Origin of the sequence: Comamonas sp. 26, from assembly GCF_002754475.1 — a bacterium.
Classification (GTDB): domain Bacteria; phylum Pseudomonadota; class Gammaproteobacteria; order Burkholderiales; family Burkholderiaceae_C; genus Comamonas.
In genome coordinates, this window is record NZ_PEFL01000003.1 from 156,129 (window position 1) to 169,344 (window position 13,216).

Below are 13,216 nucleotides of genomic sequence, written 5' to 3' on the forward strand. Positions count from 1 at the left end.
AAGCAGCATGAGAAGTACCCGCCATTTTTAAATTTCATAGCTGCTAGCACTTTTAAATCATGGGTTTTAGTGAGTTTTTAAACGAAAAACCACGTTACTCATGCGCAGGCAGCTACTGTTTAAAGAGCAGCCATCAGCCGTGCTCGATGTGAAACACCGCCGTCGTCGCCAGCAGATTGGGCAAGCTGCGCACGACTTGCCCGTTCTGCAGGCCAAAAGAGTCACGGATACGCAGGCGGTTCTTGGTGGCCAGCACCTCAAAGTCTTTGTACGTGCCCACGCGGATATTGGGCGTGTCGTACCACTGGTAAGGCAGGCGACGCGTCACCGGCATGCGCCCGCGCAGCACGGACAGGCGGTTTTGCCAGTGCGCAAAGTTGGGGAAGGCCACCACACCTTGCTTGCCGATGCGGGCGGTCTCGCGCAGCATGGTCTCGGCGTTACGCAAGTGCTGCAGCGTGTCGATCTGCAGCACCACATCAAAGCTGTTGTCGCCAAAAATGGCCAGGCCGTCTTCCAGATTGAGCTGCAGCACGTTCACGCCGCGGCGGGTACAGGCCAGCACATTGGCATCGTCCAGCTCCACACCGTAGCCCGTACAGCCACGCTCGCGCACCAGATGCTCCAGCAGAGCACCATCGCCACAACCCAGGTCCAGCACGCGTGCACCCTTGGGCACCAGCTCGGCAATGGCTTTCATGGTGGTCAGCTCGGTCATACAGCGTCTCCTGTGCGGTTGGCGGTTTTCAGTTCCTGGGCGATGCCCTCAAAATAGGAGCGCATCACGCTCATGTAGCGCGGGTCATCGAGCAAAAACGCATCATGTCCATGGGGCGCGTCGATCTCGGCGTAGCTCACATCGCGGTTGTTCTCCAGCAGCGATTTGACGATCTCACGGCTGCGCGCCGGGGCAAAGCGCCAGTCCGTCGTAAAGCTCACCAGCAAGAACTTGGCTTGGGCCACAGCCAGCGCCGGCGTCAGCTCACCGCCATGGCTGCGAGCCGGGTCAAAGTAATCCAGCGCGCGGGTGATGAGCAAATAGGTGTTGGCATCAAAGTAGCCGCTGAACTTCTCACCCTGATAGCGCAGATAGCTCTCGATCTGAAACTCCACATCCTGCGTGCTGTACTTCAGCTGAAGGCCATCTCGCAGCTGGCGACCGAACTTCTGGTTCATCACGTCATCGCTCAGGTAGGTGATGTGGCCAATCATTCGCGCAATGCGCAGGCCGCGCGCGGGCACCACGCCGTGCTCGTAGAAATGGCCTCCGTTGAAGTCCGGGTCCGTCACGATGGCGCGGCGTGCCACTTCGTTAAAGGCAATGTTCTCGGCGTTCAGATTGGGCGCGCTGGCCACCACCACGGCATGCCCCATGCGCTCGGGGTAGCGCAGCGACCATGAAAGCGCCTGCATGCCGCCCAGGCTGCCGCCCAGCACAGCGGCCAGCTTGTAAATGCCCAGACGGTCAAGCAGACGTGCCTGCGCATCCACCCAGTCTTCTACCGTGACCACAGGGAAGTCCGCACCATACGGTTTGTCCGTGGCCGGATTGATGTGCATGGGCCCGGTTGAGCCAAAGCAGGAGCCCAGGTTGTTGATGCCAATGACAAAGAATTGATTGGTATCAACCGCCTTACCCGGGCCGATCATGTTGTCCCACCAGCCCTCGCTCTTGGGCTGGCCTTCGTAGCTGCCTGCTACATGGTGGGAGGCATTGAGCGCATGACAGACCACGATGGCGTTGCTCTTGTCGGCGTTGAGCTGGCCATAGGTCTCGAAAGCGAGGTCGTAATTGGCAATGAAGCCACCACTTTGCAAGGGCAGCGCCTCGTCAAAGTGCATGGATTGCGGTGTGGCGATGAAGGACATACGAAAAACCCGGCATCGCTAAAAACGAGGCCGGGTCGGTGTACTTTCACTTCGCGGACGGGTCTTTAGCTGGATTTATAAAGCGCCCGCAAGCTTTGGCAAATCGGCGCGTGAAAGGCCAGTGTACTGCATCCACTACGGCAGACTCGAAAGCTGACTGTTACAGCAGTCCAGCCCTTTAGAGTCATACGCAGACAGCTATGCTTTTGGCAGCTTCACACTTTGGTCAGGAGTGCAGCAACACCCAGCACCAGGAAGATCACGGCACACACCCGGTGAATGGTCTTGATGGGCAGCTTCTTGGTGATCTTGTCGCCAAACCACACCACCGGCGCATTCGCCAGCATCATGCCCAGCGTGGTGCCAAGCACCACCCAGTAATAAGACAGTGGGTACTTGGCAGCCAGACCCACTGTGGCCAGCTGCGTTTTGTCCCCCATCTCGGCGATAAAAAACAGCAGCAGCGTGGTGCCAAACACGCCCCAGCGGCCCGCATCGTTGCCAGTGTCGTCATCGTCGAGCTTGTCGGGGATCAGCATCCAGCCCGCCATCAGAATGAAGGAAACGCCCAGAATCCAGCGCAGCATATCGGGGCCGAGCACCGTGGTGATCCAGTTGCCGACCGCGCCTGCCAGCGCATGATTGACAACAGTCGCCACAAAAATGCCCGCAACAATTGGCAAGGGCTTGCGGAACTTGGCCGCCAGCACCAATGACAGGAGTTGGGTCTTATCCCCCATCTCGGCCAGAGCGACGATGGAGGTAGATACGAGAAAAGCTTCCATGATGTGGGAACGGCCGGAGTAGGCTGATAACGCATTGACCACGCACCGACTCCGGCCTATTTGTCCATAGGTTTGCTCGGTACGTAATCAATGGTCTCGACCAGTCACACCCTGAATTGCTCACGGTGCCGCATGCGCCATAGATCGCGAAGATCCAAGTCTGTTGACGCATACATCCGGCATGTGGTTGCCGAACGGCCTACTCCCCAAAGACAGTAAGGCGTCATTCTAGCTGTTTAGTTTTGTAAGGCAACAGCGCATATAGATATTCAAATTTGTGTCTTTTAGGGTAATTCCCGCCCCTGCAATGTTGTTACCAACACGAAATTTCAAGCTTTCAGAATACGGCGGTATCGCTGATGACTCATAATGCTCAAGTCTTTGTTTAGAGATCATGTTTCTAGATGAGGGCGAGTGCGTTAGCGTCTCTACCGTTGTCATCGCTGGTTGACTCCCTAGGGCTCCATCGCGTTTTCAAGTTTTTTCAGGAGTCCATCATGGGCAACAAGCTTTACGTCGGCAATCTGCCTTATTCTTTCCGCGACCAAGATCTGGAGCAAGCCTTCAGCGAATTCGGTGCTGTGAACAGCGCCAAGGTCATGATGGAGCGCGACACTGGCCGTTCCAAGGGTTTCGGCTTTGTCGAAATGAGCAGCGATGCTGAAGCACAAGCTGCTATCCAAGGCCTGCACGGTCAAAACCACGGTGGCCGTGACCTCGTTGTGAACGAAGCACGTCCCATGGAGCCACGTCCTCCCCGTTCCGGCGGCTTCGGCGGCGGCTTCGGTGGCGGCCGTGAAGGCGGTGGCGGCTTCGGCGGTGGCCGTGGCGATGGCGGCGGTTACGGCCGTCGCAATAGCTATTAATTAGTTATCACCCATAATAAAAAAGGATCTTCGGATCCTTTTTTTGTTGCTAAACGTTATCAAAGCGGTTTTCGAGCATTTATTTTTTCCATTAACCTCCCCCATAATTCGACACACTGGGATTTCCCAGTCGCAAGCGTATAGGTATTTAGGATTTTGTGCGTGTTTTCTTGCAGCCGACGTCCTGAAGTCGATCGCAAATTAAAGGCATTGAGGAGCTAGGAGTTATTAATGGGCAATAAGCTTTATGTCGGCAACCTTCCATATGGTGTGCGCGACAATGATCTGGAGCAGGCATTCGGTCAATTTGGCGCAGTCGCCAGCGCACGCGTCATGATGGAACGCGACACCGGCCGCTCCAAAGGCTTTGGCTTTGTCGAAATGGGAAATGATGCCGAGGCACAAGCAGCTATTCAGGGCATGAATGGTCAGCCACTGGGCGGTCGCAGCCTTGTGGTCAACGAAGCACGCCCCATGGAGCCTCGTCCTCCTCGTACCGGCGGCTTTGGCGGCGGCTTCCGCAATGAAGGCGGATTTGGCGGTGGCAACCGCGAAGGTGGTTACGGTGGTGGTGGCGGCTATGGCAGCGGCCGTAGTGAAGGCGGCTACAACCGTGGTGGCGGCGAAGGCGGCGGTGGTTACGGTGGCCGCAGCGATGGCGGATTCCGCAGCCCCTACGGTTCAGGCCCACGTCATGGTGGTCGCGGCGGCTATGGCGGTGGCGATAACCGCGGCGAATAAATTTCGCACCTCATCGCAAATAAAAAAGGCACTGTTAAGTGCCTTTTTTAATACTCTTGATATTGAAATGTATAGTCAAATATCTCCAGCGTATTAATTTCAATCCTTTTTCAGATAACGGGGTTTTCTCGTTTTTCCCTGTGTCACCTTGTCCCAGATCCATGCCGGAAGCATCCGCATCACCCGCCCTGCAATACCCATCTGCCAGGGGATCACAACATATCGCGCCTTGCGCTCAATAACGCTACAGGCACGCCTCGCAAACTCAGATGGAGCGAGTAAAAAAGGCATGGGATAGGGATTGCTTTGCGTCAACGGAGTATCGATATAACCAGGCAACAAACTGGTTACAGACACCCCTGTTTTCTGCAGTTCTACACGTAAACTTTCGCAGTAGGAAATAGCCGCCGCCTTACTCGCTGAATATGCTGCATGCCCGGGTAAGCCACGAATACCAGCCACGCTGCATATCCCCACCAAGCGCCCAGAACCTCGCACCACCATGGGTGCAATAAATGGCTGAAAGCTGGCTGCCAACCCCATGGTGTTGCAAGCGAGCACCTGCTGCATCACATCAAGGTCTTCCCGCAGTGAGGTATCCACGCCCCAACTGATGCCTGCATTGGCAATCACAATGTCGGGCAGACCTTGCCGCTCCAGACATGCCAGCCCCGCATGGCAAGCGCTGTCGATTAGCGATAAATCCGCCTCATAGACTGCATAGCGCTGCTCATCCATGCCAATGGACTGCGCCCATTGCTCAATGACCTGAGTGCGCCTGGCAACCAATGCCAATGACCAGCCAAGTTGATAGTAGTGCAGAGCCAGTGCCTGGCCAATGCCGCTGGAGGCACCCGTGATATAGACCAGCCCCGGCTTTGTCATTATTACTTGGCCTTGCCCGGCTCAATCACACCCTTGACACGGCCCTGCATCTGCAATATCTGATCAAGGTGGTGGTATTGCATGCTGTCGCCGGTAAATTTATCGCTGCCACGGGTCATGACCACGGGCTTGTTGGTGCTGACACGCTCTTCATTGGGCCAGATTTGCAGGAACTCACTTTCAAGCTGCATGGCAGGCAATGCCTTCTGGTTGGCGCGTGCAGCTATGGGCTCGCGCGTGATGACGGCCTGACCAAACATTTGAATTTCCGAGCCATCGCCATTGCTCAAGGCACGATTGGAGCGGCCTACGGTTTTACGGCCATCCGGGGTAAAACTCAGCATGCGCGCATCGTCAATCTCCAGTGTATCGGTGTCCGGAAAGTGCTCGCCCGCTGTACCGCTCAAACGACTTTTGAGCCGCCCTGACACTTCGAAGTTCTTGATGACAAAGTCCTTCAAGAAATAGTCCGGGTCATGCTGCAGCACCCTCTCAGTGCCGACCGCAATGGGCTTAGGGGCGTTGCGCACCAGCCACCAGGTGCCTAGCGCCAGCAGGCCCATGATGAGTACCGGCAAGTACATCGAAGCCTTATCGCCCACACGGCGCCAATTCGCATTCATGAGCCATACCCCGCCAGCAGACCTGCGTAAGCGCCATTGGCCGCCAGCAACAGGTCGCAAAACTGCCGCACCGCGCCATCTCCACCGCAGCGGCTGCTGACCCAGTCTGCAACATGCAGAACCTCGTCGTGCGCATTGGCCGGGGCGCAGGCAAAACGGCTACGTCGCATAACGGGAAGGTCAGGCCAGTCATCCCCCATGGCTGCCGCCTGATCCCATTGCAAACCCAGCTCGGCCAGAATGGACTCGGCAGCAGGCACTTTGTCTTCGGTACCAAAGCGCGCATGTTCAATGCCCAGCTGCTTCAGGCGTAAACGCAGCGGTGCCGAATCGCGCCCCGTCACTACAGCAGGCGTGATGCCCGCCTTTTGCAGCATTTTCAGGCCGTGACCATCCAGCGTATGAAAGCGCTTGAGCACCTCGCCTTCGCCAGAGAAGTACAAACCGCCATCGGTCAGCACGCCATCCACATCAAAGAAGACGACACGAACCTCTTGCGCTTTGAGCAGCAGTTGCGGATCCCATTGCTGGCTGGGAGTCAGAGCAGGTCGGTTCATCAAATCACCTTGGCACGCATCAAGTCGCGGATATGCACCACGCCCCGCAGTTGTTTGCGCTCATCCGTGACAAGCACTGCCGTTACGCCGCGCTCTTCCATCATGCGAGCTGCAGCAACAGCCAGCAGGTCAGGTTTGATGGTCAAAGGATTGGCGTGCATCACATCTTGCGCAGTCTGGGTGCGCAGGTCTATGCCTGCCTCAACACAGCGGCGCAAATCACCATCCGTGAAAATGCCAAGCAGCTCGCCTGTAGCATTGACCACAGCAGAGCAGCCAAGCCCCTTGGCACTCATTTCACGCATCAGCGCTACGGTACTGACGTCTTGTGCAACCTGAGGCACATCCGCCCCGTGGCGCATCACATCTCGCACATGGGTCAGCAGACGACGGCCCAGCGCGCCGCCGGGATGCGAGCGGGCAAAGTCTTCGGCGCCAAAGCCTCGTGCATCCAGCAGAGCGACAGCCAACGCATCGCCCATGGCCAGTTGCGAGGTGGTGCTGGCAGTCGGTGCCAGATTCAACGGGCAGGCTTCTTTATCGACACGGGTGTCCAACACCCAGTCGGCGTGCTTCGCCAATGTGGATTGCAGGCCGCCAGTGACTGCAACCAGTGGCACGCCCATGCGTTTGATGGCGGGCAAAACGCCTGTCAGCTCATCCGTCTCACCGCTGTTCGACAGTGCCAGCACCAGATCATCGGCCGTCAGCATGCCAAGATCGCCATGGCTTGCTTCCGCCGGGTGCACAAAGAAGGAGGGCGTACCGGTAGATGCCAAAGTCGCGGCGATCTTGCGGCCCACATGCCCGCTCTTGCCCATACCCATGACCACCACGCGGCCCGGCAGTTGCAGCACGCGCTGCACAACTGCGGTGAATGCGCCATTGAGGCGAGCGGACATGGCACGCAAGGCATCCGCCTCAATATACAGAGCCTCACGGGCCAGGTTCAGAGCACGCGGTGCGTCGATCAGTCGCGAATGGGCAGCATCAGAATTCATAGTTGGATTTTAGCCAGCCCGCACCGACCAGCCTGTGGACAACATCCCTTTTGCCTGCATTTTGGGCCTGAACCCATACACTTACCTCCGTTCCGAACCCCTGAGACCGTCCCATGCAAACTTCTACCAGCGTCAACGACTATCTGCGTGACCACATCCGTACCGTGTCGAACTGGCCGGCTCCGGGCGTGCAATTTCGCGATATCACGCCTTTGCTGCAGGATCCCAAGGTCTTCCGCGTACTGACAGACGCCTTTGTCCAGCGCTATATGGACCCAGCGCTACGCCCCGATGTCGTCGCCGGCCTGGATGCCCGCGGCTTCATTCTGGGGGCGGTGATTGCGCACGAACTGAATGTGGGCTTCATTCCTATCCGCAAGAAAGGCAAGCTGCCTTTTACTACGGTGGAAGAAACCTATGAGCTGGAATATGGCAGTGCCACGGTGGAGCTGCACACCGATGCCGTCAAACCCGGCCAGCGCGTGCTGCTGATTGACGACCTGATTGCCACTGGCGGCACCATGATGGCAGGCAAGAAGTTGCTGGAAAAACTGGGCGCCATAGTTGTGGAAGGCGCTGCCATTGTGGATCTGCCAGAACTAGGCGGCTCCAAACACCTCAAGGACAGTGGTTTGCCCTTATTCACGCTAGTCGACTTCGCCGGGCACTGATCCCGGACGCAAGCGCTGGGACTTAGCGCAACTCGCCATACTGTGTCACTCCCAGAGAGCCGAGGCCAGACACGGCGAATTCGCCACCCTCTTCATGCCCGGAACCCGGGCCCAGCAAGGGGGCTCGGCGCGACGGATGCGTACCGGCAAGCGTCGCACCCGACTGCGCCACGGCTTGCTTGAAGGCATCCATTTCCAGCGAATCAATGGGCTCGAAAGCGCGACCGGCAAATGCGGGTTGTGCAGCGGCAACGGGGACTTGTCTCTGCGCAGTTACAGGTGCTGTCGCATGGCCGCCCAGTGGCGCGGCAAAATTCGGTGCCGGTGCGGCCTGAATCTGTCCGTTGACCCGCCAATACACGGCATGAACGCCCGCTTGCATGCGGGTTCTGGCCAGTTCGGCGATCAGGGCTTCAATGCTTCTTTGCTGCGAGGCATCTGCCGCATAGGCCGGAGCCAGATCAACCATGACGACAAAGCGCTGCCCGCTGCTGTCGAGCGAAAGCACCTTGAACTTGTAGCCCGCGGAGAGGATGCCGACCCGCACCATGGCTTCACGCACGATGATATGCAACTGCTCGCGCCTTGCAGAGCGCTCTCTGCGCTGCGTCTGGCGCGCGCTCGACTCATCCTCGTGGCGAGGCGCTTGCGTGCCACCGTCTTGGCGAGACCCGCGAGAAAACCATCGAAACAGGGACATGAGCACACTCATTTAAGCAAGGTTACAACAAGACACATTCTGCCTCCAGGGCAGAGACAGCTTGCGTAATTTGCTGAAATATTAGCCTGAGTCCGACATAGATCAAGCACGAAATCCAGAGCAAACGCTAAATATCACCCATCAAGTACTGGCGACGCGGCGTCGGCTATCACCGGCACGGCGGGCCAGCACCTGGCCTGCCATGGTGACCAGTGCCAGGCCCAGAACGGGCTGGCGATTGGCCAGCTCTGTAAAACGCATGGCCGTCAGGCACCACAGGCGGCTGGGTGCTGCAGCCTGGACCGTAGCGCGGCGCGGACGGTGGGCAAAGAATGCACCCTCGCCCACGATAGAGCCGGGCCCGACCAACGCGAGGCGAATTCTTTCTTTGGCATCCTGATAGTGGACGCTCAACGAGCCATATTCCACCATGTAAAGGTTACGATCCAGCGCACCTTCGGCAAACAACACCTCACTGGCCGCAAGCGTGATCGGCTGCAGATACGGTGCCAGCAACTCCCACTGAGCTGCCGTGAGCATGCTTTGTGCGGTATCAGTGGCAACTGAAGTTGTCATCGCCTGAATCAGCGCCGACAAGTCTTTAGATGTTGAAGCAGACATAAGCAATGGTTAGATCGCGACCGCCGCATGCAATCAGAGCAGGCAGCTCTTGATCAGCAACATGGCCACTCATGGATAGAAGAAATTCATTGTGCCATGGCACACCATTAACGCAGGGTGAATGCTAAGTGACTCTGGCAATCCCGCCAATCACTTACTAGGCTAAGTTACTTTAACTGACTCAAAGAGTCTGCATTGGCATGAACAACAGCAAAAAAGGATCGATAAATCGATCCTTTTTTGATAGCTACCAGAGCTCTACCCATCAAGACAGGCGCGGTATTTGACTAAAAGTTCAAGCCCGACTCAACCGTTCGCGCGCTTTTGCAGAATTTCGAAGGCGGGCAGCATCTTGCCTTCCAGCACTTCGAGGAAAGCGCCGCCGCCGGTGGAGATGTAACCCACCTTGTCTTCGATGTTGTACTTCGCAATAGCCGCCAGAGTATCGCCGCCGCCAGCAATGCTGAAGGCGCTGGACTCAGCCACAGCCGTGGCGATGGCCTTGGTGCCACCGGCGAACTGATCGAACTCGAACACGCCCACAGGACCGTTCCAGACGATGGTGCCAGCCTTCTTCAACTGCTCGGCCAGCTTGGCAGCAGTTTCTGGGCCAATGTCCAGAATCATGTCGTCGTCTTCAACTTCAGTGGCCTTCTTCACCGTGGCGGGGGCATCTGCAGCAAAAGTCTTGGCAGTCACCACATCGGTAGGCACGGGCACGTCAGCGCCGCGTGCCGCCATGGCGTCGATCACGGCCTTGGCATCAGCCACCAAGTCAGCTTCAGCCAGAGACTTGCCGATCTTCAGGCCAGCAGCCAGCATGAAGGTGTTGGCAATGCCGCCGCCCACGATCAGCTGATCGACCTTGTCGGCCAGCGACTTGAGGATGGTCAGCTTGGTCGAGACCTTGGAACCTGCCACGATGGCAGCCAGAGGGCGAGCAGGCGCAGCCAGAGCCTTGGTGATGGCATCAATCTCTGCGGACAGCAGCGGACCAGCGCAGGCAATGGGGGCGTACTCGGCGATGCCGTAAGTCGTGCCTTCAGCGCGATGGGCGGTGCCAAAGGCGTCGTTCACAAAGATGTCGCACAGCTTGGCCATCTTCTGTGCCAGTTCGGGCTTGTTCTTCTTCTCACCCACATTCACGCGGCAGTTTTCCAGCAGCACGACCTGGCCTGCAGCCACTTGCACGCCATCCACCCAGTTGGCAACCAGAGGCACGTCACGGCCCAGCAGCTCGGACAGGCGCTTGGCCACGGGAGCCAGCGAGTCTGCAGGCTTGAATTCGCCTTCGGTGGGACGTCCAAGGTGGCTGGTCACCATCACGGCGGCTCCGGCCTTCAGCGCCATTTCAATCGCAGGCACAGAGGCACGCACGCGGGTGTCCTCGGTGATTTCACCGGCGTCGTTCAGGGGAACGTTCAGGTCGGCACGAATGAAAACGCGTTGCCCCTGGACTTTGTCCTGGGCGCACAGATCGGAGAAGCGGATGATATTCATGCAGCAAAAAAGCGACCCGAAAGTCGCCCATACAAAGGTTGGAAAACAAAAAATCTGCCGGTATTTTAGGGTGTCCGACCTGTTAAGTGCATGCGTTTACCCGCTTACTCGACTCAAAAACAGGAGCATCACTCGCTCGTGGTAACTGGGTTTCAGACCATTTACCTGCAACTCACAAGAAAACAGGAGCACTCAACTCCTGTATATCTAGCGATGGGGCTACCAGCCCAAACCGATGTGCAACGGCAGATAGATCACCATGCCCAAAGCGATGGTCCCCAAAATGCTGCGCTTGTAAAAAAAGTACACCACTGCAGCCGCTAATGCAGGCAACCGCGCGTCGGCAAAGCTGCTGATGAGCTGGCCGTTGCTCATCACAATCTCGGGAGCAATCACGGCAGCAAGGGCCGCCAGCGGTGCGTACTTGAGGCCGCGCTTGAGCCAATTGGGCAGGGGTACTTCCTGCTCGGGAATCATGAAGAAGGCGCGCGTCACCAAGGTGATGATGGCCAGGCCAATGCAGGCAATGACGATCCAGAAGCTGCTCATCATGACCGTCTCTCCTTGTCCGTGACTGCAGGCAACTGGCTCGCCTGCTTTTGCAGCTGCTCGGCCACCAAGCCCGCTGCAACGGCAGCCGCAATCGCTACCAGAATATTGAGCTTGAGCGGCAATGCAAACGCCGCCACCGCCGCCGTGCAGGCCACAACGGAAGCCACCCAGGTCGCGCGATCATTGAGCATGGACAGCAGCACGCCCAGCAGCGCCAGCACGCCAGCAAAGCCCAGGCCCCAGGACAGCGGAATCTGATCGGCCAGAAAAATACCCAGCGTAGATGGAATCTGCCAGGCCACCCAGTTGGTCACTGCGGCGCCCCAGAAATAGGGCAGTTGCTCTGGCTGCGGCTTGGCATCCGGGTAGCGGCGCATGAAGTTCACAAAAATCACGTCGCCGCTGAAATAGGCAGCCGTCAAACGATGGCGCAGGCTCAGGTGCGAAAAATAGCTGCGCCACATGCTCGACAAAATCACAAAGCGCAGGTTCACGCAGATGGCCGTGAACCAGACCACCCACAGCGGCGCACCCACGGCAATCAGCGGCAGAACGGCCAGCTGGGCGCTGCCGGCATAGGCGGTAAAGCCCATGAGTAGCGCCAGGGGCACAGAAAGGCCGCTTTTGACCATGGCCACGCCGGTGACCAGGCCCCAGGCTGCAATGCCCAGCGCCGTGCCGCTCATCTCTTTGGCACCCAGCCAGAAGAAAGGGTCTTTGACTATCGATTTCGCACGCTGGCTCAGCGTAAGCGCCTTATCCGTCATACCTTTTCAGAGCCCTCGCCCAGCACCGCGCCTGCAGGCAGCTCAAAGCCACGCAGAAAATCGCCAGCAGCCAGGCGCTTGCCGCCCGCACGCTGGAGCAGCTGCATGTTGAGGACGCCGTTGCCGCAGGCCACGCGCACGCCTTGCGCATCGGCCGACAGCACGGTGCCAGCTTCGCCTGAACCCTCTTCGGCCACAGCAACCCAGACCTTGATAGCTTCGCTGCCCAGACTGGTGGAGCCTCCGGGGAAGGGGTTGAAGGCGCGCAGGCGGCGAGCGATGACTTCAGCGCTTTCATTCCAGTCAATCAGGCTCTCGGCCTTTTCAATTTTGTGAGCGTAAGTCACGCCTTCGGCGGGCTGGGGCATGCGATTGAGGCCACCACAGGCAGCCAGCTCCAGTGCTTCAACAATCAGGCGGCCACCGAGTTCAGCAAGCTTGTCGTGCAGGCTGGCCGTGGTGTCGTCGGCAGCGATGGGCAAGCGCTCGATCAAGCACATATCGCCGGTATCCAGCCCCGCATCCATCTGCATGATGGTGACGCCAGTCTCGGCATCGCCGGCTTCAATCGCACGGTGGATGGGCGCAGCACCGCGCCAGCGCGGCAGCAGGCTGGCATGAATATTCAGACAACCCAGGCGCGGGGTATCGAGCACCCATTGCGGCAGGATCAGACCGTAAGCGGCCACCACCATCACATCAGCCTGGGTGGCATCAATCGCGGCTTTGGCGGCAGCGGCTTCTTCGGGGTACTTGCCATCCAGGCGCAGGCTCATGGGCTGGGCGATGGCAATGCCATGCTCCAGCGCGCACTGCTTGACGGGGGAAGCCTGCAGCTTCATGCCGCGACCTGCGGGACGATCTGGCTGGGTCAAGACCAGCGGTACTTCAAAGCCTGCAGCCAGCAGGCGTTCCAAGGCCACGCGCGCAAACTCGGGCGTGCCCGCAAAAATGACTTTCATATGCTTTCCGTATATCTCGGCGAGAAGCTCATGCTCCGGCGCAGCTCACATCAAAAACGCTTGACAAGAGCCGCCTCACGGTAATGGCGTCGTCCACCTCCCAAAGAAGGAGAAGC

16 protein-coding genes are annotated in these 13,216 nt (G+C 58.1%); 3 read left to right on the top strand and 13 right to left on the bottom strand.

What is annotated here, in order from left to right; genetic code table 11:
• Positions 1-133: 133 nt before the first annotated feature.
• From metW to CLU84_RS18925, 3 genes are all read right to left on the bottom strand, one after another.
• Positions 134-718: a methionine biosynthesis protein MetW gene (gene metW / locus CLU84_RS18915; RefSeq protein WP_099739363.1), complete on the bottom strand. Its 585-nt coding sequence runs from the start codon at positions 716-718 to the stop codon at positions 134-136.
• Positions 715-1,869 carry a homoserine O-acetyltransferase gene (locus tag CLU84_RS18920; protein WP_099739366.1) on the bottom strand — a complete coding sequence of 385 codons (1,155 nt, stop codon included), beginning with the start codon at positions 1,867-1,869 and terminating at the stop codon, positions 715-717. The genes metW and CLU84_RS18920 overlap by 4 nt, the downstream gene beginning before the upstream one ends.
• A 215-nt stretch (positions 1,870-2,084) precedes the next feature.
• On the bottom strand, positions 2,085-2,654 hold the full coding sequence (locus CLU84_RS18925; protein ID WP_099739368.1) for a TMEM165/GDT1 family protein: 570 nt from the start codon (positions 2,652-2,654) through the stop codon (positions 2,085-2,087).
• 497 nt (positions 2,655-3,151) lie between these two features.
• On the opposite strand from CLU84_RS18925, the gene CLU84_RS18930 reads away from it, so the two are divergent.
• Positions 3,152-3,520 carry an RNA-binding protein gene (locus CLU84_RS18930; RefSeq protein ID WP_099739370.1) on the top strand — a complete coding sequence of 123 codons (369 nt, stop codon included), beginning with the start codon at positions 3,152-3,154 and terminating at the stop codon, positions 3,518-3,520.
• 231 nt (positions 3,521-3,751) lie between these two features.
• Positions 3,752-4,261, top strand: coding sequence for an RNA-binding protein (locus CLU84_RS18935; RefSeq protein WP_099739372.1), 510 nt, complete (start codon positions 3,752-3,754; stop codon positions 4,259-4,261).
• Between the two features lie 99 nt (positions 4,262-4,360).
• On the opposite strand, the gene CLU84_RS18940 is transcribed toward CLU84_RS18935, so the two are convergent.
• The 4 genes from CLU84_RS18940 to CLU84_RS18955 are packed head-to-tail and all read right to left on the bottom strand — an operon-like array spanning position 4,361 to position 7,327.
• The gene (locus CLU84_RS18940) at positions 4,361-5,146 is read right to left on the bottom strand and encodes an SDR family oxidoreductase (protein ID WP_099739375.1); all 786 of its coding nucleotides are present in this window, start codon (positions 5,144-5,146) and stop codon (positions 4,361-4,363) included.
• A 2-nt stretch (positions 5,147-5,148) separates the two neighbouring features.
• Positions 5,149-5,769: an LPS export ABC transporter periplasmic protein LptC gene (lptC, locus tag CLU84_RS18945; RefSeq protein ID WP_099739377.1), complete on the bottom strand. Its 621-nt coding sequence runs from the start codon at positions 5,767-5,769 to the stop codon at positions 5,149-5,151.
• Complete coding sequence (locus CLU84_RS18950; protein WP_099739379.1) at positions 5,766-6,326, bottom strand: HAD family hydrolase; 561 nt, start codon at positions 6,324-6,326, stop codon at positions 5,766-5,768. Before CLU84_RS18950 ends, lptC begins: the two co-directional genes overlap by 4 nt.
• A complete protein-coding gene (locus tag CLU84_RS18955) occupies positions 6,326-7,327 on the bottom strand; it encodes an SIS domain-containing protein (protein ID WP_099739382.1) in 1,002 nt (333 codons plus the stop codon). Before CLU84_RS18955 ends, CLU84_RS18950 begins: the two co-directional genes overlap by 1 nt.
• 113 nt (positions 7,328-7,440) lie before the next feature.
• On the opposite strand from CLU84_RS18955, the gene CLU84_RS18960 reads away from it, so the two are divergent.
• Positions 7,441-7,998 carry an adenine phosphoribosyltransferase gene (locus tag CLU84_RS18960; RefSeq protein WP_099739383.1) on the top strand — a complete coding sequence of 186 codons (558 nt, stop codon included), beginning with the start codon at positions 7,441-7,443 and terminating at the stop codon, positions 7,996-7,998.
• Between the two features lie 22 nt (positions 7,999-8,020).
• On the opposite strand, the gene CLU84_RS18965 is transcribed toward CLU84_RS18960, so the two are convergent.
• The 6 genes from CLU84_RS18965 to fmt form a co-directional block, all read right to left on the bottom strand.
• Positions 8,021-8,698, bottom strand: a complete 678-nt coding sequence (locus CLU84_RS18965; protein ID WP_099740055.1) for a hypothetical protein — start codon at positions 8,696-8,698, stop codon at positions 8,021-8,023.
• 141 nt (positions 8,699-8,839) lie between these two features.
• Positions 8,840-9,319, bottom strand: a complete 480-nt coding sequence (locus CLU84_RS18970) for a Crp/Fnr family transcriptional regulator (RefSeq protein WP_099739385.1) — start codon at positions 9,317-9,319, stop codon at positions 8,840-8,842.
• Between the two features lie 306 nt (positions 9,320-9,625).
• On the bottom strand, positions 9,626-10,819 hold the full coding sequence (locus tag CLU84_RS18975) for a phosphoglycerate kinase (protein ID WP_099739387.1): 1,194 nt from the start codon (positions 10,817-10,819) through the stop codon (positions 9,626-9,628).
• A 219-nt stretch (positions 10,820-11,038) separates the two neighbouring features.
• Positions 11,039-11,371 carry an AzlD domain-containing protein gene (locus CLU84_RS18980; RefSeq protein WP_099739389.1) on the bottom strand — a complete coding sequence of 111 codons (333 nt, stop codon included), beginning with the start codon at positions 11,369-11,371 and terminating at the stop codon, positions 11,039-11,041.
• The gene (locus CLU84_RS18985; protein WP_099739391.1) at positions 11,368-12,138 is read right to left on the bottom strand and encodes an AzlC family ABC transporter permease; all 771 of its coding nucleotides are present in this window, start codon (positions 12,136-12,138) and stop codon (positions 11,368-11,370) included. Before CLU84_RS18985 ends, CLU84_RS18980 begins: the two co-directional genes overlap by 4 nt.
• Positions 12,135-13,100, bottom strand: a complete 966-nt coding sequence (gene fmt / locus CLU84_RS18990; protein WP_099739393.1) for a methionyl-tRNA formyltransferase — start codon at positions 13,098-13,100, stop codon at positions 12,135-12,137. Before fmt ends, CLU84_RS18985 begins: the two co-directional genes overlap by 4 nt.
• Positions 13,101-13,216 lie beyond the last annotated feature (116 nt).